We start from the raw sequence: 23,646 nt of genomic DNA on the forward strand, positions 1-23,646 counted from the left end.
ATGCAACATCGTGTTGGGTATTTCTATGAAGGGGAATGGTGCGCTTGCCTGTGGCGTTATTGGAGGCGCCGCTGGAGGGTATGGCGTAGGCAATGAAGGTGGTGATTATGGAGCGCTTCTGGGTGGGAAAATCCTGGAGGTCAATGGTGATTTGATCTTCGAGCCAGAGGGCGCGTAACCATGGATTTTTTTCTGGTCTACTCAATTGTGTGGTTTGTTTGGATGTTCGTCGTTCTGGGGCTGATGCTTTTTGCCGAATATACAAAACTCGATGAGGTGGAAAGTTACTTCAGTCACAACGAGCGGGTTCGTGGCAACAAACGTTTTTGGAGACGAAAGGAGTGGATTGACAGGCAGTACCGCATGTTGCTGATTTTTGAGTTTCTGTCCGATTCAAAGCGCCACGTGAAAGCCGGTGTTGTGACCGAGGCCGAACTGGCGTCTGTGCCTTTAGCGCTCAAACGCTGGGTGTTATGGCCCTATTACCTGGGGTTTACCTGGCTGATCACAACCGTGGTCTGGTCCGTTTGGCGCAGGTGGGGTGACTTACCTATTTGAAGGAGGTTAATTTTTTCTAAAAAATACTGTTCATGCATACAGTATTGTTCTACATTCCATCCCAGGTGACCGGATGTCACCGATCACCTGAGCATCAATTTTTTAACTATGGATGGATAAAAAATGAAACCAACCAAAGCCCTTATGCTGGGCGCGGCCATGATGGCCTCCTGCTTTATCTCGGCCTCTGCCCTGGCCGACCTGAACCTTCCCAAACTCACCCCCGGCACAGTCAGCCAAAGCGAGATTGACGCGCTCAAACCTGGCGGCACGCTCACTGCGGTGCCGATTTCGGAGGCGCTGCGGCAAAAGCTGCTGGATGCACGGGACGGCAAGACCAAGGCGGTCACTAAAGCGGCCAGGTCCGCACCGTTCAACACCGTTATCGGCACGTTGAAAAAGCCGAGCCAGAGCGAGCTGAAAAGTGCAGCGGTCGCCGACTTTGTTCCGCTGTTTCCGACCCTGGATATCAACACCCTCTACACCATCAGCGAAGTGCAAACGGGCCAGGATTTCCCTTACCACTTCAACCTGCCAAAAAGCGCGCGGGTGCTGGTGCAGTTGATCAACCAGAGTGCCGGCGCCGACATGTCGCTGAGCCTGTTCCGCGACGACGGCCAAGGCAACCTGCAACTGCTGGCCACCGCCGATAACGCCGGCAATGCCGATGAATACATCGACGGCGTGCTGCCGGCTGGTGACTACTACTGGTACATGGTGGCCAAGACTGCAACCAACGCGCAGTTCAGTTTCGGCGTGGCGGCAGACACCAACATCGATGCCTTCGAGCCCAACGACTCGCCGCAAGATGATTTTGCGCTGCCGGACACCATGAACAAGGTGAGCGGCAACCTGGACAACGCCAACGACGTCGATTACTTCGACTTCAAGGCCGTGCGTGGCCAGGCCGTGAGCATGTACCTGGCAGGCGATGACAGTGGCAGCCGTAACCAATGGATCTTCGAGCGCTTTGATGGCGTCAACTGGATCGTCGTACCGGCCGGCTCTACGTCCACCTACCCGAGCGTCACGCCGGGTACGACCGTCAAGGTGCGTGTGCGGGCCAACCCGGCTGTGACGCAGGATCCAAGCAAATATTACAAGTTGAGCCTCGGCTCTGCGCCACGGCTGAACAGCTCGCAGGTAACCGGTGACAACATCGTGCGGGTGCCGGCATCGATATTCTGGATGGCGACGCAGGCGGGGCGCACATTGAACTGGACCACCAACTGGTCCGACTCCACGGGCGCGCCGCTGCTGGGCGTCACACCTGTGCTGCGTGTCGACAAGCGCTTTGAGGGCTCCGAGTTTCATTGGACCGACTTCAAGGCCACCACCAACAGTGCCGGCACATCCCAGGCCAGTGCTGCGCTCGGTACCTGCTTTGGCGATAACCGTGTGCAGTACCCGGACAGCAGCACCGGCGTGCAGTACACCTGGGACACCACCTTCAACTTCGGCGGCTGGCGTATCGAGCTGGACGAGTTCCCGGGCGTGGGTGTCGGCGGTGATAACGTGCAGTATGTGACCTTTGGGCACATCTGCACCCAGGACATCATCCATTGATACCGTGATGTAAATCAGAAGGGGCAGCCTGAACAGGCTGCCCCTTTTTGTTATTCGCTGGCCAGCGCCAGCTTCAACGGCAGGCGCGCCATGCTGGTGCTCGTGAGCGAGCCCAGGTACAACCAGTCGCCGTATTCGCGTGCGGTAGTGACCGGCGAGTAATTGCCCGCACTGCCATCCTGCAAGTTGGCGATGACCTTGCCATCGATGTCCAGCCCCAGCACAAAGGCTTTACGCTCGATGGGCTTGGGCACCACCATCAGTGCGCGCACCATCACCTTGCGCAACAGCGGGTAGCCGGCGAAACCGTCCAGCAACGGGTTGCGCGGCGAATACAGGGCAACCCAGAAGCGATCGCGGCCATTGAAACTGAGGTTGTCCGGCAGGCCCGGCAGGTTGTCGATAAACAGGTCATGGGTGCCGCTGCGCTCGCCCTTGAGCCAGTAGCGGCTGATACGGTAGGCGCCGGTTTCATTCACCAGTACGTAGTTTTCATCCGGCCCCAGGGTCACGCCATTGGCAAATTGCAGCCGGTCCAGCAACACCTCTGTGGTGCCGTTGTTGAAGTCATAGCGCAGCAACCGGCCGTCGCCACCATGCTCAATCACTGCTGTGCCGTCCTGGCCATAGCCCCAGCGGCTTGATGCGTCGCTGAAGTAGGCATAGCGCCCGCTGGCATCGACGGTCACATCGTCGGTGAGGCCAAAGGGTACGCCGTCAGCGCTGCTGCTCAATGGCTTGAGTTGGCGATTGGCATCCAGGGCAAGCAACCCCTTGACCCCATCGGCAATGATCAAGCGCCCATCCGGGTGCAACGCCAGGCCGAGCGGGCGGCCGCCGGTGTTGGCGAGCACTTCCAGCGTGTGGCTGTCCGGCGAGGTGCGGATGATGCGCCCGTCTTGCAGGCCGCTGATCAGAAAGCCCTGGGGGTCGAGCAGCAAGGCTTCGGGGCCGGCGATGTCCTGTGCGCCGATTTTTTCAATGCCCTTGAGCCGCTGGTTCTCGGCGTAGGCGCCGTCTTTGAGCGAGGGCGCCTTGGGCGGCGACCAGTTCACCGGTTGCACTTTGGTGGGCATCAGCAGCAGAAAAGCGATGACTGCAAGCAGCAGTACGAACAGCAAATGGCGCAGTTTTTTGGGGCGGGTACTCATGACTATTCCTGGTTGTCGTGGGCGTTCGGCTCCCAGTGCAGGGTGCCGAACAGGTAATCCATCAGGGGGAGGACGATATTGAAGTTGCGCCCCTGCATCAGCTCACGGCGGTGGTGCAGGGCATGCAATTGGTGCATCTGGCGAATCCATGGCAAGCGCGCCACCGGGTGCTCGGCGGGCAGGTGTTCGCAGGCGTGAAACACTTCGTAAAGTAAATACCCAAGGATCATGCACCCGGCAAACAACCCGGCGACGTTGGGGCTCAATTGTTTGAGCAGCCACCAGGCGGGCAGGGTGATCGTCAGGCTGTGCAGCACGATCAGCCAGGCCGGGAATAGAATCACACGCCAGTCTCGCGGGCTGTCATAGGTCATGTGGCCGGGAGTAAAGAAACTGTGGTGGTCACCTGTGTGGCGCGCATAGAACAGCCGGGCCAGGCTGTGTTTGTGATGGCCGAGGTGGCGGTGTACGAGGTAGATGCACAGGTTGAAGAACACCAGCGTCAGCGGCACGGTCAGCCACTGCAGCGCGGTGATGTGCGTGGTGGAGGACCAGGCCAGGGCGATGCAGACAAGGCCGTAGCCCAGCACGAAACTGGCGTGCAGCCAGGGGTTGTAACGGGCGCTCACGGCGGCGCGGTAGCCGGCGCGGAAGGTCTCGGTGGGATGGGCCATGGCGGCACGCTCTGGTTTTTTTGTTGGAGCCTGAGCTTAGTTGGTACGCGAGATAGTGCGAGTTTTTGCGCAGTCCGCGGTTCAAGTGTGGGAGCTGGCTTGTGTGGAAACAGGCTTTTATGGGAGCTGGCTTGCCTGGGATGCACACACCTCGGTGTGTCAGGTAGAGCTAGTAGATGCTATCGCAGGCAAGCCAGCTCCCACACTTGAACCGCGGGCGACCGACGGGGGCTTGCACAGGCCTGATTTACTTGCTAGCTTCTCGCAAAATGTTATCGATAACATTTGCTCTAAAAATAAAAACAAAACAGAGAACCACGCCATGAAAATGCTCCCGAAAACCCTGTGTTTACTGGCTGTCAGCATCACCCTCGGCGCAACCAGCGCAGCGTTTGCCGACGCCGCCAAACCGATCCGCATCGGCGCTTCCTTCCAGGAAATCAACAACCCCTATTTCGTCACCATGAAAAACGCCCTGGAAGAAGCCGGCGCAACCATCGGTGCGAAGCTGATCATCACCGATGCCCGCCATGACGTGTCCAAGCAGGTCAGCGACGTCGAGGACATGCTGCAAAAAGGCATCGATATCCTGCTGATCAACCCCACCGACTCGGTTGGCGTGCAATCGGCGGTCAAATCTGCGCACGCCGCGGGTGTGGTCGTGGTCGCAGTGGACGCCCAGGCCGACGGCCCGTTGGACTCCTTTGTCGGTTCAAAAAACTTCGACGCCGGCTTCCAGGCCTGTGAATACCTGGCCAAGAACATCGGCGACAAAGGCAATATCGCGATCCTCGACGGCATCGCCGTGGTGCCGATCCTTGAGCGTGTGCGCGGCTGCAAAGAAGCGGTGGCCAAGCACCCGGACATCAAGATCGTGAGCGTCCAGAATGGCAAGCAGGAACGTGACCAGGCGCTGACCGTCACCGAAAACATGCTGCAGGCCCAGCCGAGCCTCAAGGGCATCTTCAGCGTGAATGACAACGGCTCCCTCGGCGCACTGTCGGCCATCGAAGCCAGCGGCCTGGACGTAAAACTGGTCAGCGTCGACGGCGCACCGGAAGCCATCAAGGCGATCCAGAAGCCCGGTAGCAAGTTCATCGCCACCTCGGCGCAATACCCGCGCGATCAGATCCGCCTGGCTCTGGGCATCGCCCTGGCCAAGAAGTGGGGCTCGCAAGTGCCGGCCACCATTCCCGTCGACATCACCTTGATCGACCAGGCCAAGGCCAAGGACTTCAGCTGGTAAATCGCCCCGGCCCCACGTGAACCGTGGGGCTTGAGGTCTCCTTCTGAATACGAGGTCGGCGGCATGAGCAGTCTTCTGAAGCTGGAAAATATCTGTAAGCGCTATCCGGGCGTACAAGCCCTCAAGTCCATCAACCTGCAGGTCGAACGCGGCGAAATCCATGCGTTGCTGGGTGAAAATGGCGCGGGCAAGTCGACCCTGATGAAGATCCTCGGCGGCGTCGAGCATCAGGACGAAGGGCAGATTTTAATCGATGGCCAGGTGCAAAAGTTTGCCACTTACCGCGATGCGATCGCCGCCGGTATCGGCATTGTGTTCCAGGAATTCAGCCTGATTCCCTATCTCACGGCGGTGGAAAACATCTTCCTCGGGCATGAGTTGAGCAACCGCTTCGGCCTGCTGCGCAAACGTGAAATGGTCGAGGCCAGTCAGGCGTTGTTCAAGCGCTTGGGCGTGAGTATCAACCTGCAATGTGCGATCAAGCACCTGAGCGTGGCCGAGCAGCAATTCGTCGAAATCGCCAAGGCCCTGGCCCTGGATGCGCGCCTGTTGGTACTCGATGAACCGACCGCTACGCTCACGCCCAGCGAAGCCGAACTGTTGTTCGAGATCATGCGCGAACTCAAGCGCCAGGGTGTGGCGGTGATCTTTATCTCTCACCACCTGGAGGAGATTTTCCAGGTGTGCGACCGCATCAGCGTGCTGCGCGATGGCGGTAACGTAGGCGTGACCGATGTGGCCGACAGCGATATCGACCGGCTCGTCGAAATGATGGTCGGCCGGCGCCTGGAAAACAGTTTTCCACCCAAATCCACGAAGGAGCGTGGCCCGCTGTTGCTGGAGGTCAAGGACATCCAGTTGGTGCGCAACGGCCCGCACAATCGCTTTCAGTTGCACAAGGGCGAGATCCTCGGCTTTGCCGGGCTGGTCGGCTCCGGTCGTACCGAACTGGCGCTGGGCATGATGGGTGCGCTGCCGTCGGTGAGCAAAGACGTGTGGTTGCGCGGCGAGAAAGTCAGCCTGGATGACCCGGCGCAAGCCTTGGCCCACGGCATCGGGCTGCTCCCGGAAAGCCGCAAGAGCGAAGGGCTGATCACCGATTTCAGCATTCGCGAAAACATCTCCCTGAACAACCTGCCCAAATATCAGAACGCCACGGGCCTGATCGACAAGAGCAAAGAGTGCGCCAGCGTCGACGCGCTGATGCGCCAGCTGTCGATCAAGGCGCCCAGCGGCGAAAGCCGGGTGTTCAACCTCAGCGGCGGCAACCAGCAAAAGGTTGTGATCGCACGCTGGATCAACCACCACTGCGACGTGCTGGTGTTCGATGAACCCACACGCGGCATCGACGTCGGCGCCAAGGCGCAGATCTACGCCCTGATGCGCAGCCTCACCGAACAAGGCTACGCGATCATCATGATTTCTTCCGAACTGCCCGAAGTCATTGGCATGTGCGACCGCGTCGCCGTGTTCCACAAGGGCGCCATCGTCAAGCTGCTGGAAGCGGCCGCCGTCAACCCACAAGAGGTCATGCGCCATGCAACAGGGGGCTCAAGTGAATATGTCCATTAATACCGGCGACACCCGCCGACTGCGCCTGAACCTGGCACGGCTGTTGCGCTCGCCGGCGTTTTATCCCTTCGTCGGGTTGGTGGTGGTGACCCTGGTGATGATCTTCGCCAGCGATAACTTCCTCACCACCAGCAACCTGTCGAACATTGCGCGCCAGGTGTCGATCAACGCGATTATCGCGGTGGGCATGACCTGCGTGATTCTCACCGGTGGCATCGACCTGTCGGTAGGCCCGGTGATGGCGCTGTCGGGCACCTTGACCGCAGGGCTGATGGTCGCGGGCCTGCCGCCGGGCCTGGCGATTGGCGCCGGCCTGCTGATCGGCGTGGCCTTCGGCATCGGCAATGGCGTGTTCGTCGCCTACCTGCACATGCCGCCGATCATCGTCACCCTGGCGACCATGGGCATCGCCCGTGGCCTGGGCCTGATGTACACCGACGGCTACCCGATTTCGGGGTTGCCGGAGTGGTTCGGTTTCTTCGGCCGCCAGAGCCTGTTCGGCGTCGACGTGCCGATCCTGATCATGCTGGTCACCTACTTTGCCGCCTATGTGTTGCTGCAACACACGCGCATCGGCCGCTACATCTACGCCATCGGCGGCAATGAAGAAGCGGTGCGTTTGTCGGGCGTGCGGGCGGCGCGCTTCAAGTTGCTGGTGTACGGCATCAGCGGCCTGACCGCAGCGATTGCCGGTCTGGTGCTCACCTCACGCTTGATGAGCGGCCAGCCGAATGCCGGCGTGTCGTTCGAATTGGATGCGATTGCGGCGGTGGTCCTTGGCGGTGCGTCGATTGCCGGCGGGCGCGGGGTCATTGTCGGCACCTTGCTCGGCGCGATGCTGCTGGGCGTACTCAATAACGGATTGAACATGCTCGGGGTCTCGCCCTACGTCCAGAGCGTGATCAAGGGCGGGATCATTTTGCTGGCGATTTTCATCAGCCGTCAGCGCCATAAATAAACACCTGACAAGAAAGGACCGAACACATGGACAAGCACACCGAGATGCAAGCCGTCGTTTGCCACGGCCCGAAAGACTACCGCCTGGAACGCATCGGCAAACCCAAGGCGCGCCCCAATGAACTGGTGATCCGTATCGCCGCCTGCGGCATCTGCGCCAGTGACTGCAAGTGCCATTCCGGCGCGGCGATGTTCTGGGGTGGCGATAACCCGTGGGTCAAGGCGCCGGTGGTGCCGGGCCATGAGTTTTTCGGCTACGTGGAAGAAGTGGGCGAGGGCGCCGAGGAACACTTTGAAGTGGCGGTGGGCGACAAGGTGATCGCCGAGCAGATCGTGCCGTGCGGCAAGTGCCGCTTCTGCAAGTCGGGCAAGTACTGGATGTGTGAAGTGCACAATATCTTCGGCTTCCAGCGTGAAGTCGCCGAAGGCGGCATGGCCCAGTACATGCGCATTCCCAAGACCGCCATCGTGCACAAGATTCCCGAGTCGGTGTCGCTGGAAGACTCCGCATTGGTGGAGCCGATGGCGTGTTCGATCCACACCGTCAACCGTGGCGAAATCCAGCTCGATGATGTGGTAGTGATCGCCGGTGCCGGTACGCTGGGGCTGTGCATGGTCCAGGTGGCGGCGCTGAAAACCCCGAAAAAACTGGTGGTGATCGACATGGTCGACGAGCGCCTGGAACTGGCCAAGCAGTTTGGCGCCGACGTGGTGATCAACCCGTCCCGCGACAATGCCCGCGAGATTATCAATGGCCTCACCGATAACTATGGCTGCGACGTGTACATCGAAACCACGGGCGTGCCCGCCGGAGTGACCCAAGGCCTGGACCTGATCCGCAAGCTCGGGCGTTTTGTCGAGTTCAGTGTGTTCGGCGCCGAAACCAGCGTCGACTGGTCGATCATCGGCGACCGCAAGGAGCTGGACGTACGCGGCGCGCACCTCGGCCCATATTGCTACCCGATCGCTATCGACCTGTTTGAGCGCGGCCTGGTGACGTCCAAGGGCATTGTTACCCATGACTTCCCGCTGGATGATTTTGCCGAGGCCTTCGCGTTGGCCAACTCGACCAAGTCGATCAAGGTGCTGTTGAAGCCGGTGATTTGATCTATGAACTACGTAATGGGTGTCGATATAGGAACCCAGAGCACCAAGGCGCTGCTGGTGGATGGTCAAGGTACGATCATCGCCCAGCACAGCCAGGGGTATCGCGTCGATACCCCGAAAGTGCGCTGGGCCGAGCAATGGCCGCAGGTGTGGCTGGAGGCCGTCGAGGCGTGTGTGGCGCAGTGCATGGCCAAATCCGGCGTGGCGGCCGGGCAGGTCAAGGCGATGTGCATCAGCAGCCTGTATGGCGGTTCGGGGATTGCCGTTGACGCGCAGATGACGCCGCTGCACCCGTGCCTTATCTGGATGGACCGGCGCGCCGGCGAGCAGGTGGCGTGGGTGCGTGAGCACCTGGACCAGGAACGCTTGTTCGAAGTAACGGGTAACTCGGTGGACAGCTATTACGGCTTCACCAAGATGCTCTGGCTCAAGCAGCATCAGCCGCAGGTGTGGGCCGACACGCGCTACCTGCTGCCGCCCAACAGCTATATCAACTGGTGCCTTACCGGCGAATTGGCGGTGGACCATAGCAGCGCCGGCAATATCGGTGGGGTTTACGATGTGAAGGCGCGCGGCTGGTCCGCCGAGATGCTCGATGCATTGGGCATTCCACAGGCCATGATGCCCGAGCGATTGGTGTACTCCGGTGACGTGGTGGGCGGTTTGCTCGAAAGCTGGGCCACGCGCCTGGGCTTGCAGGCAGGCACGCCACTCCTCGCCGGCGGTGTGGATGCGGCGATGGCGACATTGGCAGCGGGTGTTACGCAGCCGGGTAACCATGTGGCGATGATCGGCACCAGCATGTGCTGGGGGTATTTGAACCAGCACGTGGACGCACATCACGGCCTGGTGAGCATGCCTCACGTCTACAACGGCCATCGAGACCTGTACATCTTTGGCGGTGCGATCACCGCCGGGGCGTCGGTCAGCTGGTTTCGCGAACAGTTCTGCCAGGCCGAAGAACAGCAGGCCCAGGCCACCGGCCAGGACAGCCTGGTGTTGCTGGAGCAGAGCGCCACCCAGGTTCCGGCGGGCAGCGAAGGTTTGTTGTTTTTGCCGTACCTGATGGGCGAACGCAGCCCGGTATGGGACGACCGCGCCAGCGGCAGCTTTGTCGGGCTGAACCTGTATCACAGCCGTATTCACCTGTACCGCGCGGTGCTTGAAGGCGTGAGTTTTGCCCTGCGCCACAACATTGAAGCCGGTACCCAGGGCGCGCATTCGCTGGACCCGCGCTTGATTGTGGTGGGAGGCGCGAGCCATTCGGATTTGTGGATGCAGATTATTGCCGATGTCACGCGCTACCCGGTCTACACCATTGTGCAGGAGGTGGAAGCGGCCTTGGGCGCGGCGTTGCTGGCGGCGCATACGGTGGGCTTGGTGAGTGATGACGAGATGGACAAAGGCTGGGTGCAACTGGAACTGCGGGCGCAGCCCAAGCGCGAGAATGTCATGACGTATGACCGGGCGTTTGCCGAGTACCTGAAGCTGTATCCAGCCCTCAAGCCGATCATGCATAGCCTGCAAACCAACTGACCCAACACAGATCAAAAATGTGGGAGCTGGCTTGCCTGCGATAGCGGTGTATCAGTGCCAAATGTGCTGGCTGACACTCTGTTATCGCAGGCAAGCCAGCTCCCACAGGGATCTTGATTGTTTATCGAGAAGTGACCATGACCACCACCTTCAACTTCACCCGCCAGCGCATTCTCGTCACCGGCGCCAGCAGCGGCATCGGTCGCGAAATCGCTCAACAGCTGATTGCCGCCGGTGCCGAAGTCTTCGCCCTTGGCCGCGACGCGCAAGCCTTGTCACAGCTGGGCTGCAACAGCTTATGCGTGGATATCGCCGACAGCATCGCTCTGGACAAAGCCCTGTCAGACTTGCCGCCGCTGAACGGTCTGGTCAACTGCGCCGGTATCTCACGCCTGGAGCCCGCCGCCGCCATCAGCGCGGAGGCGTTCGATCAGGTCATGCAGGTCAACGCCCGCGCCGCCGCACAGGTCGCCAGCCGAGTGGCGGCAAAAATGATCGAAGCGAAAATCCCCGGCAGCATCGTCAATGTCTCAAGCCAGGCGTCACTGGTGGCGCTGGACGATCACCTCGGCTACTGCGCCTCAAAGGCCGCGCTGGACGCGATCACCCGCGTGCAGTGCGCCGAGTGGGGGCGCTTTGGCATTCGTGTGAACAGCGTCAACCCCACGGTCACACTTACGCCAATGGCGACAAAGGCCTGGTCGGATCCGGCCAAACGCGACCCGGCGCTGGCGGCCATTCCGCTGGGGCGTTTCGCACAAACCGTGGAAGTCGCATTGCCGGTGCTGTTCCTGCTCAGCGATGCCGCCAGCATGATCAGCGGCGTGAGCCTGCCGATCGATGGCGGCTACACCAGCCGCTAGCCGTTTTCCAGCACGCCGGCGATCACCACTTTGTCCCGTGGCTTGTACGGGTCTTGCAAGCGGTCAAGCAGCAGGCGTACCGCGCTGCTGCCGGCCAGTGAGGCGTCGTGGGCCACGCAGGCGATCGGCACGCCGAAGATATCGGCGAAGGGCAGGCGGTCGATGCCGCAAATGGTCAGGCTGTCGTGGGCGATGTTGTGCATGCGCAAGGCACGCAGGGCGCCGAGGGTGATCAACTGGTTGAAACCCATGATTGCATCGGGCGCCGAGTGCTCGGCCAGGTAGTCGAGAGTGTGCAGGTAAGACGGCATCAGCGTGTAGTCACCGGCCTGCACTTCGACCTGAACATGGGGGTGTTCAGCCAGCACTTCGCGCAACCCTTTGAGGCGCTCCACGGTGATACGTGAGTGCTGCGGGCCGGTCAGCACCAGCAGGCGTTTAAGGTCGGGTGTCTGGCGCAGCAGGTAGTGCGCCGCCTGGATACCGCTGTGGTAGTTGTCGAGCACCACGCGGCTGAACGGGCTGTCGTGGATCGTGCGGTCGAGCAACACCACCGGAGTTTTGCCGTTGCCCAGGCGCTCCAGATAGTCGGGTTGGTAGCTGGGTTCGTCCGAGACCGGCGACAAGATAATCCCCGCCACGCGATAGCCCAGCAGGGTATCGACGGCTTTGCTTTCGAGTTCTTCCAGCTCATCGGTGTCCACCAGCATGATGGTGTAGCCGTGCTTCTTCGCCTCGCGGGAAATCGCCTTGATCATCTCGCTGTAGAACGGGTTGTCGACCGAGGCGGTGATCACGCCGATGATCAGGCTTTCACTGCGCTTAAGCCCGCGTGCGAAGGCGTTGGGCACGTAGTCCAGCTCGCGCGCCACTTCGAGAATGCGCGCCAGGGTGGCGGGCTTGACCAGGTCGGGCTTACTCAGTGCGCGGGACACCGTGATGGTGGTCATGCCCACCCGTTCGGCGATGTCGCTGATGGTGACGGACTTTTTCTTGTTCATCGGTAAGGCTGCGCTGGGAAACATCCGCAGGCTAGCATGCGCGCGGGCGTAGGGTGATTCAAATCAGCGGGTCCCAGCGTTGTGACCAGTCGCTTTCGGCCTTGACCACCTCGCGCAGCAGCCCCAGCGCCTGCTGCAATACCGCCGAATCCCGCGCCCGTGAGTAGACCAGATAGGTCGGGAAGCTGAATTCCGGCGCTTTCGGGACGCGTTGCATGACGCCGCTGTCCAGGTAGCTTTGCACCACCCGCGTGCGAAAATACCCGGCACCGCCATTTTCCAGGATGTACTGCAAGGCCAGCGGCCCGAGGTTGAAACTCAACGCGGCGCGGGCTTTGTCGGGCAGCGCGGCGTCGTGTTGCTGGCGAAAGCCTGGGCCCCAGTCGATATACACGTAAGGGGCGGGTTTGCTTGTTAACTGCACCAGGATCAGTTTTTCTTCCAGTACTTGCTCGACCTGCAGGCCAGGCCAGTATTGCGGCTGGAATACCAGCGCGGCATCGAGCACGCCCAGTTCCAGTTGGCGCAAGAGGTATTCACCTTCACGCACTTCGGTGCGCAGCGCGTGGCCGGGGATCTGTTCGCGCAAGGCCTTGGCCCAGCCCAGCATCAACGGGTTGCACAGGCTGACTTCGCCGCCGATATGCAGCACATTGCGGTAGCCATCGGGCAGCGGGAGGTCGCGCTTGGCGGCTTCCCAGGTTTGCAGCAATTGGTTGGCGTAGACCACAAACGCTTCGCCATCGGCGGTGAGCCTGGCGCCTGCGCGGTTACGCACAAACAGTGTGCTGCCCAACTGGCTTTCCAGGCTTTTGACCCGTGCGGTGATGGCGGTCTGGGTGACGTGCAGTTTCTCGGCTGCCGCGGCCAGGCTGCCGCAGCGGGTGATTTCGAGGAAGGTGCGTGCCAGTTCGATGTCCATGAAGCCCCCGGGGATGAATGGGGGACAGTGTAATGGAATGTGCTCGAAGCTGGCGTGTGTGTGGGGTTGTTGGGTGTATATCCGTTATTTAGGTAACGGCGGCTTATGGTTCCGCTCTTACAGCGGGTCACTTTTGGCAAACGCCCGGAATGCCGGCCCAGCCAAAAGTAACCAAAAGGTCTTCGCCCCACCACTCGGCACCTCGCTTAGGCTCGGTGTGCCAGAACGAAGGCTTGAATCCGTGGGCCGCCGCGATGGGCCATCCTTGGCCCAGCGCGGCTAACCCGGCGTCCTGCCGGGTTACCCACGGATTCAAGCCTGCGTTCGGCCATCGTGGTTAACGGGGCGCCTCAGATCAAAAGCAAGATCAAAAGCAGAGCACGGCGGCCTAGTAGCCGACCTGAGTGGTTGAATCAAAAACGAAAGGCGAAAGGCGGATTTGCATACACTGAAGAGCTGCTTTTCTGTGGGAGCTGGCTTGCCTGCGATGCAGACACCTTGGTGTATCAGGCACACCGAGTTGATGCCATCGCAGGCAAGCCAGCTCCCACCTTTGACCGAGTATGGCTCTGCTGTTGCTGTTGCTGTTGCTCCGGCCCTTACATCCTTTTCGATGACGAAGTCAGCGGTCTTTTGATCTGCGCTTTTGATCTTGATCTGAAATCGCCCCGTCAAACACGATGGCCGGAATTCGATAGGGATTTGGGGGGTAAACCGGCAGGGATGCCGGTTTAGCCGCCCCGCGCCATGGATGGCGCGTGGCGGCGGCCCCCCAAATCGCTGTCGGATTGCGGGCATGCCGAGCCATAGCGAGGCACCGAGTGTTGGGGCGAGGACTTTTTGCTTACTTTTTGGTCCTTCAAAAAGTGAGCCGCTGTAAGAGCGGAACCATAGGCCGCCGTTACCGCAGCAACGGATATACACACCGACAAACCGCCACCGCAAACTAACCACATCCCACAGTTGATCGCATTTCAGCCCAAGGCAGTCCGAACCCTAGTGAATACCGATGGACCAACTCTGCGTGGTCTGGTCTTCGTGCCGCTGCTCCAGGTCATCCTCATACTGACAACGCGGCCCCTTGCACTTGTACTCAAACGTCACCGGCGCCTGGGTCTGAACCGGGAACAACGATTTGGCCGTCGCCGGTGCATCGTGTGGCACCGCCTCAAGCACAGGCGCTTCGTAGCTCAAGTCCAACGCTGTGGCATGGACCATAACCGGCAGGACGGCGAGCACTGCACTCGCCATAAAAGTCCTTGTAAATAGCATCTAAAACAACCCGCTCAACAAAAAATGAAGCGCGGATTATAAGCCGGATGCGACCGCACATGCAGGGTTCAGAGCACCCGCGGTGCTTCAAGGTGTTCAGTAGGAAAGGCTTTGGCATAAGCCTGACACACCCTCAACACCTGCTCATCCGCAAACCGCGCAGCCACCACATGCAAACCCACCGGCAAACCATTCGCTGCCAACCCGCAGGGCACCGAAGCTGCCGGTTGCTGCGTCAAATTGAAGGGATAAGTAAACGGCGTCCACTCCATCCACGCTTTCATCGACGAACCCGGCGGCACATTATGCCCAGCTGCAAACGCTGTAATCGGCATCATCGGAGAGACCAGCACATCGTAATGCTCATGAAACGCCGCCATCCTCGCCACCAACGCCGCACGGGCTTCAAGGGCGTCGTTAAAATCGCCGAGGCTCAACTGCTGGCCGTGTTCGGCAATACGCAGCAAACCAGGGTCCAGCAATTGTTTTTGCGCATCACTCATGGAACCCGTGAGGCGAGCCGCACCGGCTGCCCACAAGGTGCTGAATACCTCCAGCGGGTCGCTGAAACCTGGGTCGATCTGCTCGACATGCGCCCCCAGTTGCACAAGTCCCTCAACCGCCTGGGCAACCACTTTGGCCACCTGCGGGTCCACGTCCACATACCCGAACGTAGGGCTATAGGCCACGCGTAAACCCTTCAAATCCGTAGCGCCCGATAACCACGGCGTATGGCGCGGCGCCCCGATCAGGCCATCACGCGCATCCGGTTGGGCCACGGTTTGCAGCATCAGTACCGTGTCTTCCACCGTGCGGGTCATCGGCCCCAGGTGCGACAAAATCGTCATGGAACTGGCCGGCCACTGCGGCACATACCCGAAAGTTGGCTTGATGCCGAACGTACCGGTGAACGCACAGGGAATGCGGATCGAGCCACCGGCATCGCTGCCCTGGTGCAGCACGCCCAGGTTCAGCGCCGCCGCCGCACCGGCGCCACCCGACGAACCGCCCGCTGTGGTGCGCGTGTCCCACGGGTTGCGCGTGATGCCGTACAGCGGGTTGTCGGTGACGCCTTTCCAACCGAATTCCGGCGTGGTGGTTTTACCTAGCAGCACCGCGCCGGCTTTGCGCATAAAAGCCGAGAAGGGCGCATCCACATCCCACGGCCCGTCGGCAGAGGAGGTGCGCGAACCCTTGCGGGTGGGCATGCCAATGGTCAGCGTCAGGTCTTTGATCGAGGCAGGCACGCCGTCCAGTGCGCCGCAGGGTTCACCTTTCAACCAGCGTTGTTCCGAGGCCCGCGCAGCGTTCAATGCGCCTTCAGGGTCTACGTGACAATAGGCGTTCACCACCGGGTTATAGCGCTCGATCCGCAGCAGAGCGTCTTCAGTGACGTCTACCGGTGACAGGGTCTTGTCGCGAAAATGCTGCAGCAGTTGCACCGCCGTCAGTTGGCCAATCTCACTCATGCCACCTCTCCCTGCGCCGCGTTGACCATGGCGCGCAACAGCACCGCGCAGCCCGCTGCCAGGTCATCCGGCGCGGCGTTTTCGATTTCGTTATGGCTGATGCCGCCTTCGCACGGCACAAAGATCATCCCGGCCGGGCCGAGTTTGGCGACGAAAATCGCGTCATGCCCGGCGCCACTGACGATGTCCATGTGGCTCAAGCCCAATGCCTGCGCACCGTCACGCACGGCGTTGACGCAGGCTGGGTTGAAGTCCAGCGGCGGGAAGTCGGCGGTGGGCGTCAGTTCAAAGGTCAGGCCATGCCGGGCGCAGGTGGCTTCGATCACGCCGCGCACTTCATCGACCATGGCTTGCAGTTTGTCGGCATGCAGGTGGCGCAGGTCGATGGTCATGTGCACCTGGCCTGGAATCACATTGCGCGAGCCGGGGTGCAGGTTCAGGCAACCGACCGTGCCGCAGGCGTGCGGTTGCTGTTGATGGGCGATGCGGTTGACCGCGCTGACCACTTCGGCGGCGCCCACCAGGGCGTCCTTGCGCAAGTGCATGGGCGTTGGGCCGGCGTGGGCTTCGACGCCGGTAAGGGTCAGGTCGAACCACTTCTGGCCGAGGCAGCCCATGACCACGCCGATGGTGGTGGCGCGGTCTTCCAGCACCGGGCCTTGCTCGATATGCGCCTCGAAATATGCGCCGACCGGGTGGCCAAGCACCGCGCGGGAGCCGGCGTAGCCGATGCGCTGCAATTCGGCGCCCACGGACAGGCCTTGGTCATCGAGTTTGTCGAGGGTGTCCTGCAAGTCGAACTTGCCGGCAAACACCCCGGAACCCATCATGCACGGCGGAAAGCGCGAGCCTTCTTCGTTGGTCCACACCACCACCTCGATGGGGGCCTGGGTCTGAATATTCAGGTCATTCAAGGTGCGGATCACTTCCAGCCCGGCCATCACGCCGTAGCAGCCGTCGAACTTGCCGCCGGTGGGCTGGGTGTCGATATGGCTGCCGGTCATCACCGGCGCCAGGACCGGATTGCGTCCGGCACGCCGCGCAAAGATATTGCCAATGGCATCGACACTGACACTGCACCCGGCGGCCTCGCACCATTGCACAAACAGGTCGCGGGCCTGGCGGTCGAGGTCGGTGAGCGCCAGGCGGCACACGCCGCCTTTGACCGTAGCGCCGAGCTGAGCCAAGTCCATCAACGATTGCCACAAGCGGTCGCGGTTGATCAACGGGGCATTGCTCTTGAGCGGTTGCGCAAAACTATTCATGTGCAAATCTCCGGTCAGGCACTCAGGGCCAGGTAGCGGTTCTTGATGGTCGGGTCGGCGCGGAAGTCAGCGGCGCTGCCCTCGTATACGACGCGGCCCTGTTCGAGCACGTAATGGCGGTCGGCGAGCTTGTCGCAGACCATCAGGTTTTGTTCCACCAGCAACACCGGCAGGCCGTCGTCCTTGACCTTGCGCAGGATTTTCACCAGCTCGTCAACGATCACCGGCGCCAGGCCTTCGGTGGGCTCATCGAGGATCAGCAGCTTGGGGTCGTTGAGCAGCGCACGGGCGATGGCGAGCATCTGTTGCTCGCCGCCGGACAGCGCGTGGCCGGCGTTTTTACGCCGCTCCTTGAGGCGCGGGAACATGCCGTACACGTCTTCGAGTTGCCAGCGGCTGGTCTTGCGCACGGCGATACGCAGGTTTTCCTCGACCGTCAGCAGGCGGAAAATCCCGCGGTTCTCCGGCACCAGCGCCAAGCCCTGACGGGCGATTTCAAAGATCTTCTGGCCCACCAACGCCTGGCCGTTGAAGTGAATCTGGCCCTGGCGCGGGCAGATAATCCCGAGGATGCTGCGCAGCGTGGTGGTCTTGCCCGCGCCATTGCGGCCCAGCAGCGTCACCAGTTCACCGGGGTTGACGGTCAGCGACACGCCTTCCAACACATGGCTCTTGTCATAGTAGGAATGGATATTCTCGACAATCAGCATCAGGCAGCCTCCCCAAGATAAGCCGTACGCACACGCTCATCGGCACGCACAAACTCCGGCGTACCCTCCACCAGGATCTGCCCGTGACTCATCACGGTGATGCGTTGGCTGATGGACATGACAATGCTCATGTTGTGTTCGATCAACAGCACCGTGTGGTCGCGGCCAAGGTCGCTGATCAGCTGGGTCATGATCGGAATGTCATCGATGCCCATGCCCGACGTGGGCTCGTCGAGCATCAGCAGTTTGGGTTTGGAGCAGATCGACATGCCCACCTCCAGCACGCGTTGCTGGCCGTGGGACAACTCACCCGCCAGGGTGTCGGCGCGGCGGGTCAGTTGCAGGCGTTCGAGGACTTGATCGGCCATCTCCAGATGCTCGCGCTTGCTGTCGACGCGGCGCCAGAAGTTCAGCGCCCGCGCGCCGTCGCGGCCTTGGGCGGCCAGGCGCAGATTTTCGCGCACGCTGAGGTTCTGGAACAGGCTGGTGAGCTGGAACGAGCGCGCCATGCCCAGGCCCACACGGCCGTGGGCCGGTTTGCGTATCAGGTTCTTGCCGTCAAAATGAATCGCCCCGGCGGTGGCCTGGCGCTCGCCGGTGAGGCAGTGAAACAGGCTGGTCTTGCCCGCGCCGTTGGGGCCGATGATGGTGTGAATGGTGCCGGCTTCGACCTTGAGGTTGACGCCGTTGACCGCATGGAACGCGCCATAGGCCAGTTCCAGGTCTTTGGTTTCCAGCAGGATGCTCATAGCCCTTCCTCCTTGGCGACGACGGGGGTCTTGCGGCTGCCGCGTACCCGTTCGAACAACGATGCGAGGCCGCCCCACAAGCCGCCGCGCATGAAGATCACCACAAAGATCAGGATCACACCCAGCAGCATCAGCCAGCGTGGCCACAGGTCGGAGAGGAAGTCCCCCAACAGCACGATGGAGCCTGCGCCCAGCAATGAGCCGAACAGCGAGCCGGTGCCGCCGACGATGGTCATGATCAGGATGTTCTCGGACATCGCCAGGTCGATGTTCGACAGCGGCACAAAGTGCAGCAGCATGGCGTACAGCGCCCCGGCGATGCCGGTGACCGCGCCGGACAGCACGAACACCAGGATCTTGAAGTGGCGCGTGTCATAGCCGATGGCCGAGGCGCGGGTTTCGTTTTCGCGGATCGCCATCAAGGTGCTGCCGAACGGCGAGGCGATCACCCGGCGCGCGCCGATAAAGATCAGCAGGAACAGCACCGCGACAAAACCATAGAACACCCGGGCATCGGCCAGCGACAGCAGCACGGTGTCACCGAGACGGATCTCCGGGCGCGGCACGCTGAGCAGGCCGTTGTCGCCGCCGGTCCAGTCGCTCAAGGTGTAGGCGACGAAGTAGGCCATCTGGCTGAACGCCAATGTGAGCATCACGAAGTAAATGCCGGTGCGCCGGATTGCCAGCGCACCGACCAGAAACGCCAGGAAACCGCCGGCAAGGGCGGCGCCGAGCAACGCGGTGAACAAGCCCAGTTGCAAGTGGATCATCAGCAGCGCCGCGCAATACGCACCGGCACCAAAGAAGATGCCTTGGCCGAACGACAACAGCCCGGTGTAGCCCAGCAACAGGTTGCAGGCCAGCGCGGCGAGGGCAAAGATCAGGATCTCGGTGGCCAGGGTGGCCGAGGGTAGAATCAACGGCAAGCCGATCAGCACCGCCAGCACCCACAGCAACATGGCTTTGGATTGGGTTTTGGCAAACGGCAGGGGGTTTTTCTCGCTCATGTCAGGCTCTCCCGAACAGGCCGTAAGGGCGCACCAGAATCACCACGGCCATCGCGCCGTAGATCATCAGGCTCGCGCCTTGGGGCCAGAATGTGGTCATCAGGCTTTGCACCACGCCCACCAGTAAACCGCCGACCAGCGCGCCGCTGAACGAACCCATGCCGCCGATCACCACCACCACGAAGGCCACGCCGAGGATCTCCGGGCCGACAAAGGGTTGCGCGCCGCGCAACGGTGCAAACAGCACACCCGCGACACCGGCCAGGGCCACGCCAAGGGCAAAGGTCATGGAAAACAGACGGAAGATATTGGTGCCCAGCAGCGACACGGTTTCGGTGCTTTCACTGCCGGCGCGTACCAGGGCGCCGAAGCGCGTGCGCTCCAGCAGCAGCCACAAGGCCAGGCCGATCAGCGCGGAAAACACGATGAGAAACAGGCGGTAGTAGGGGTAGACGAAATCGCCCACCACCAGCACGCCGCGCAGCAGTTCCGGCACGGCGACGCTTTTGCCCACCGGGCCCCAGATCATCACGCTGGCTTCCTGGATGATCAGCGCGATCCCCAGGGTCACCAGAATCTGGAACATGTGTGGCAAGTGGTAAATCCGCTGGATCAATAATCGCTCGATCACCCACGCCAGCGCGGCCACCACCAGCGGCGCGATCAGCAGCGCCAGCCAGAAGTTGCCGGTGAGGCTTACGGCGGTGTAGCAGATGTACGCACCCAGCAGAAAGAACGCGCCGTGGGCGAAGTTGACGAAGTTGAGCAGGCCGAAAATGATCGTCAGCCCGACCGCGATCAGGAAGTAGATCATCCCCAACCCAAGGCCGTTGAGGATCTGGAACAGGTAAAGATTAAGCATGCAGAAACCCTCGGCAGGCAGCCGCTCGCGCGGCCCTGCGCTAAGCAATTCAGGGGATCAGGCGAGCGTGCAGCCCGTCGCCTCGACCGGCGGGAACGATTGCCCGGCGCTGAGCACCTTGGCCAGGTCGTCCTTGTCGGCCATGTCGCTGGTGGCTTTGCCGATCAGCAGGTAGTAATCCTTGATCACCTGATGGTCGCCGGCGCGGATCGACTCCTTGCCGGTCGGGCCTTCGTAGCTCAAGCCTTGCAGGGCTTTGGCCACGGTCGGGCCGTCGAAGCTGCCGGTGCTGATGATGGTTTCCAGCATGACTTTGGTGCTGATGTAATCAGCCGCCAGCGGGTAGGTGGGGTTGATGCCGTATTTGGCTTGAGTGAGCTTGACCAGTTCACGGTTGAGCGGGGTGTCGACCTGGTGCCAATACTGGGCGCCGAGGTACACGCCTTCGAGCACGTCGCTGCCCAGTTCCTGGAACTGGTCGAGCCCGGCGGACCATACCAGCAGCACTTTCATGCGCTCCTTGATACCGAAGTTCACCGCCTGGCGCAGGGTGTTGGACGACTGGCTGCCGAAGTTGAGCAGTACCAGCACATCGGGTTTGGCGGCGATGGCGTTGGTCAGGTAGCCGGAGAACTCCTGTTCCTGCAATGAGTGGTAGCTGTTGCCGACGTGTTCCAGCCCGTTGTCTTTGAGCACGGTTTTCGCGCCTTCGAGCAAGGCTTCGCCAAACACGTACTGCGGGGTGATGGTGTACCAGCGTTTGGCGTCAGGCAGCAGCTTGATCAGCGGCAGCATGGTTTCGCGGATCGCGCCGTAGGTGGGCACCGACCAGCGGAAGGTCGCCTTGTTGCAGTCTTTGCCGGTGACTTCATCGGCGCCCACCGGGGTCATGAACACGCCGCCGACTTTGTCGACTTCCTTGGCCACCGCCAGCGCGGAGGACGACAACGTGCAGCCCTGGAAGAACCGCGCGCCGTCCTGCTGGATCGCTTCCTGGACCTTGCGCACGGCTTTGCCGGCATTGCCTTCGGTGTCGATGACCTTGTAGTTGAGCGGGCGGCCGAGTAACTCGGGGTGCTGTTCCACCGCCAGGCGCGAACCCATGTCGGCAAACTTGCCATAGCTGGCAAACGCGCCGGACATGGACTTGAGGCCGTAAAAGGTAAAAGGCTCGGCGGCGAATGCAGAGCGCACACTCAGCGGAAGGCTGAGCGCGGCTGCGGCGGTAAGACTGGCTTTCAACAACGTACGACGCTGCATGGGGTGACTCCCTGGTTTAGTTATTGGCAGGAGCGGCAAGGGCGATACGGTGGAGCAAGGGCCTGTGGGCAGGCCTGTTATTAAATTGGGTGAAACGGTGTAACGGTTGGAACCGGCTCAAGTGTGGGAGCTGGCTTGCCTGCGATGGCATCAGTCAGGTTCAACTGATACACCGAGGCGCCCGCATCGCAGGCAAGCCAGCTCCCACATTGATTGGGTTTTCATATTGGGATGGGGTGCGCCTCAGCTATGATCAAACTCCAGCAAAAAGTGCGGGCTGACCTCGCCTTCCAGCGCCGTCATGTGGTGTTCGGCGTCGCACATATGTTCATGCATCAGGTTGCGCACGGCCGTTTCATCACCGGCGCGAAAGGCCAGCAGCAACTGCTTGTGATAGTCCAGGTTGGCCGCGTCAAACTGTTTGCGCTTGGGCTTGTAGGCTTTTTTCAGCACCACCAGGTCGCGCAACAGGTCGTTGAGAAACTGCGCCATAAAGCTCAGCAGCGGGTTGGGGCAGGCCTTGGCCAACAGGTTGTGGAACTCCAGTTCCGCCAGGCGCTGTTCGCGCTGGCCGGCTTCGCTGTCTTCGGGTGCGCTGCAAAAATCCACGTTGTCTTGCAGGGCTTGATAGTCGTCTTCGCTCAAACGACCCAGCACCGATACTGCCAGTTCTACCTCGATGACCTTGCGCAGTTGGTACACCTGCTCGCCATCCAGGTGCTGGAAGTGCAGGTAGTTACGCAACGCGCGGCTGGCCGGTTCAGTGCCGGCCTGGTTCAGGTAGGCGCCACCACTGGGGCCGGTGCGTGTGCTCACCAGGCCTTCCACTTCCAGGGCCTTGAGCGCTTCACGGGCCGAGCCTTTGGAGCACTGGAAGCTTTCCATCAGCTCGCGCTCGGTAGGCAGGCGGTCGCCGGGCTTGAGCGCGTCGGTGACGATCGAGCGTTTGACCGACTCGACAATCACATCGGAAAGCTTCTGGCGTTTGCGTCGTAGCGGGCGGCTGAGCATGCTGTTCTATTGATCCTATTAATGCGGATTAATAGCACTTAATAACGATTGAGCCGGAGCGTCAACGCAAGGTGTCGTTTTCGGCCTGAAGTGGTCGCAAATGCGCGGGTTATTCCCAGCTGCCGAGGTCTAGGCAGCGTGTGGACGCGGGCGGCTGTTTGCCGAATACGAGAAAATCGCCGACCCAGCGGTTAATGCACCCGGCGGCGGTGCCAGGCCGGGCTGGCTCTTTGAGCAGCAATTGCTCGATGCCGGCAGCGACCGGCTCGGCCTGCTCGGCATTGACCAGCACCATGCGTGCGACGCGCTCGGGAAACAGCGCGGCATAGCGGCTGCCGAGGCGGGTGGCCTGCGCGTTGCCGAGGTAATTGAGCTGGGCCTCGCCGAGTTGGGCGCGCACATACTCCATATCACGCGCCGCTTGCTCTACGCCGCTGGGCTGGCTCAGGTCACGGGGGCTCAGTTCGATCACGTCATAGCGGTTGGTCAAGGTGCGATAGGCCTGGGTAGCATAGGACTCCCAACGGCTGGTCAGGTGCAGGGCGAAGGTTGCGCCTTGGCCCTTTGGCGGCTCGCCACCCTGGATAAACACCACACCTTCACGGCTGAGCGGCTGGCGGGCGCCCACGCGGGTCAGGGCCAGGCGCACACTGCCGCGTTTGGGCGCGGCATAGTCGCGGGGCACATTCACACTGGCGCATTGGGTGCGTTCCAGCACTTCGGGGTCCGGCCGCTCCTGGGCGGGGAAGGGGCAATCCAGCAGCCAGTCAATCGCGGTCGGCGCGATCAGCGGCTCGGGCAACGCCTGGCCGGCGATCAGCCAGAGGCCGATACACGCCAGGTTTTTTACCAGAACGCTGGGTTTCATCAGGAGGGTCCGGGCTGCCG

Annotated in this window: 22 protein-coding genes; 8 read left to right on the forward strand and 14 right to left on the reverse strand. The window is 61.3% G+C overall.

Going from position 1 to position 23,646, the window contains the following annotated elements; genetic code table 11:
* Nucleotides 1-180 precede the first annotated feature (180 nt).
* Entirely contained in the window at nt 181-558 is a 378-nt protein-coding gene (locus GIW28_RS21585; protein ID WP_017139558.1) for a hypothetical protein, read from the forward strand.
* Between the two features lie 123 nt (nt 559-681).
* Nucleotides 682-2,124: a hypothetical protein gene (locus GIW28_RS21590; RefSeq protein WP_236447296.1), complete on the forward strand. Its 1,443-nt coding sequence runs from the start codon at nt 682-684 to the stop codon at nt 2,122-2,124.
* 50 nt (nt 2,125-2,174) lie between these two features.
* On the opposite strand, the gene GIW28_RS21595 is transcribed toward GIW28_RS21590, so the two are convergent.
* Entirely contained in the window at nt 2,175-3,275 is a 1,101-nt protein-coding gene (locus GIW28_RS21595; RefSeq protein ID WP_236447295.1) for an SMP-30/gluconolactonase/LRE family protein, read from the reverse strand.
* Between the two features lie 2 nt (nt 3,276-3,277).
* Nucleotides 3,278-3,949 (reverse strand): sterol desaturase family protein, encoded by a 672-nt coding sequence (locus tag GIW28_RS21600; RefSeq protein ID WP_236447294.1) that lies wholly within the window; start codon nt 3,947-3,949, stop codon nt 3,278-3,280.
* 322 nt (nt 3,950-4,271) lie between these two features.
* Between GIW28_RS21600 and GIW28_RS21605 the strand changes: the two genes are divergently transcribed.
* The 6 genes from GIW28_RS21605 to GIW28_RS21630 all read left to right on the forward strand — a co-directional run bounded on the left by GIW28_RS21605 (nt 4,272) and on the right by GIW28_RS21630 (nt 11,230).
* Nucleotides 4,272-5,195 carry a substrate-binding domain-containing protein gene (locus GIW28_RS21605; protein WP_236447293.1) on the forward strand — a complete coding sequence of 308 codons (924 nt, stop codon included), beginning with the start codon at nt 4,272-4,274 and terminating at the stop codon, nt 5,193-5,195.
* A gap of 63 nt (nt 5,196-5,258) precedes the next feature.
* Nucleotides 5,259-6,767, forward strand: a complete 1,509-nt coding sequence (locus GIW28_RS21610; RefSeq protein WP_236447292.1) for a sugar ABC transporter ATP-binding protein — start codon at nt 5,259-5,261, stop codon at nt 6,765-6,767.
* On the forward strand, nt 6,733-7,725 hold the full coding sequence (locus GIW28_RS21615) for an ABC transporter permease (protein ID WP_236447291.1): 993 nt from the start codon (nt 6,733-6,735) through the stop codon (nt 7,723-7,725). Before GIW28_RS21610 ends, GIW28_RS21615 begins: the two co-directional genes overlap by 35 nt.
* A gap of 26 nt (nt 7,726-7,751) precedes the next feature.
* Entirely contained in the window at nt 7,752-8,831 is a 1,080-nt protein-coding gene (locus GIW28_RS21620; protein ID WP_169988701.1) for an alcohol dehydrogenase catalytic domain-containing protein, read from the forward strand.
* A 3-nt stretch (nt 8,832-8,834) separates the two neighbouring features.
* Nucleotides 8,835-10,367 (forward strand): FGGY-family carbohydrate kinase, encoded by a 1,533-nt coding sequence (locus GIW28_RS21625; protein WP_236447290.1) that lies wholly within the window; start codon nt 8,835-8,837, stop codon nt 10,365-10,367.
* A gap of 137 nt (nt 10,368-10,504) precedes the next feature.
* Nucleotides 10,505-11,230: an SDR family oxidoreductase gene (locus tag GIW28_RS21630; protein WP_099549978.1), complete on the forward strand. Its 726-nt coding sequence runs from the start codon at nt 10,505-10,507 to the stop codon at nt 11,228-11,230.
* On the opposite strand, the gene GIW28_RS21635 is transcribed toward GIW28_RS21630, so the two are convergent.
* From GIW28_RS21635 to GIW28_RS21690, 12 genes are all read right to left on the reverse strand, one after another.
* Nucleotides 11,227-12,231, reverse strand: a complete 1,005-nt coding sequence (locus tag GIW28_RS21635; protein WP_099549998.1) for a LacI family DNA-binding transcriptional regulator — start codon at nt 12,229-12,231, stop codon at nt 11,227-11,229. The two genes, GIW28_RS21630 and GIW28_RS21635, sit on opposite strands and share 4 nt — an antisense overlap.
* A 58-nt stretch (nt 12,232-12,289) precedes the next feature.
* Nucleotides 12,290-13,153, reverse strand: coding sequence for a LysR family transcriptional regulator (locus GIW28_RS21640; protein ID WP_099549979.1), 864 nt, complete (start codon nt 13,151-13,153; stop codon nt 12,290-12,292).
* 996 nt (nt 13,154-14,149) lie between these two features.
* Nucleotides 14,150-14,404 carry a hypothetical protein gene (locus tag GIW28_RS21645; RefSeq protein WP_017136281.1) on the reverse strand — a complete coding sequence of 85 codons (255 nt, stop codon included), beginning with the start codon at nt 14,402-14,404 and terminating at the stop codon, nt 14,150-14,152.
* Nucleotides 14,405-14,493: 89 nt separating this feature from the next.
* A complete protein-coding gene (locus GIW28_RS21650) occupies nt 14,494-15,894 on the reverse strand; it encodes an amidase (RefSeq protein WP_236447289.1) in 1,401 nt (466 codons plus the stop codon).
* Nucleotides 15,891-17,159 carry a Zn-dependent hydrolase gene (locus GIW28_RS21655; protein WP_236447288.1) on the reverse strand — a complete coding sequence of 423 codons (1,269 nt, stop codon included), beginning with the start codon at nt 17,157-17,159 and terminating at the stop codon, nt 15,891-15,893. Before GIW28_RS21655 ends, GIW28_RS21650 begins: the two co-directional genes overlap by 4 nt.
* 14 nt (nt 17,160-17,173) lie before the next feature.
* Nucleotides 17,174-17,869 carry an ABC transporter ATP-binding protein gene (locus tag GIW28_RS21660; protein ID WP_017136278.1) on the reverse strand — a complete coding sequence of 232 codons (696 nt, stop codon included), beginning with the start codon at nt 17,867-17,869 and terminating at the stop codon, nt 17,174-17,176.
* The gene (locus GIW28_RS21665) at nt 17,869-18,618 is read right to left on the reverse strand and encodes an ABC transporter ATP-binding protein (RefSeq protein WP_017136277.1); all 750 of its coding nucleotides are present in this window, start codon (nt 18,616-18,618) and stop codon (nt 17,869-17,871) included. The genes GIW28_RS21660 and GIW28_RS21665 overlap by 1 nt, the downstream gene beginning before the upstream one ends.
* Nucleotides 18,615-19,625, reverse strand: coding sequence for a branched-chain amino acid ABC transporter permease (locus GIW28_RS21670; protein WP_236447287.1), 1,011 nt, complete (start codon nt 19,623-19,625; stop codon nt 18,615-18,617). The genes GIW28_RS21665 and GIW28_RS21670 overlap by 4 nt, the downstream gene beginning before the upstream one ends.
* 1 nt (nt 19,626) lies before the next feature.
* Nucleotides 19,627-20,487, reverse strand: coding sequence for a branched-chain amino acid ABC transporter permease (locus tag GIW28_RS21675; RefSeq protein ID WP_017136275.1), 861 nt, complete (start codon nt 20,485-20,487; stop codon nt 19,627-19,629).
* Between the two features lie 57 nt (nt 20,488-20,544).
* Nucleotides 20,545-21,747, reverse strand: a complete 1,203-nt coding sequence (locus tag GIW28_RS21680) for an ABC transporter substrate-binding protein (RefSeq protein ID WP_236447286.1) — start codon at nt 21,745-21,747, stop codon at nt 20,545-20,547.
* Between the two features lie 243 nt (nt 21,748-21,990).
* Entirely contained in the window at nt 21,991-22,758 is a 768-nt protein-coding gene (locus GIW28_RS21685; RefSeq protein WP_017136273.1) for a FadR/GntR family transcriptional regulator, read from the reverse strand.
* 109 nt (nt 22,759-22,867) lie between these two features.
* Nucleotides 22,868-23,626, reverse strand: a complete 759-nt coding sequence (locus GIW28_RS21690; RefSeq protein WP_017136272.1) for an alpha/beta fold hydrolase — start codon at nt 23,624-23,626, stop codon at nt 22,868-22,870.
* Nucleotides 23,627-23,646 lie beyond the last annotated feature (20 nt).

It is taken from the genome of Pseudomonas sp. PA-5-4B (assembly GCF_021606215.1).
Classification (GTDB): domain Bacteria; phylum Pseudomonadota; class Gammaproteobacteria; order Pseudomonadales; family Pseudomonadaceae; genus Aquipseudomonas; species Aquipseudomonas edaphica.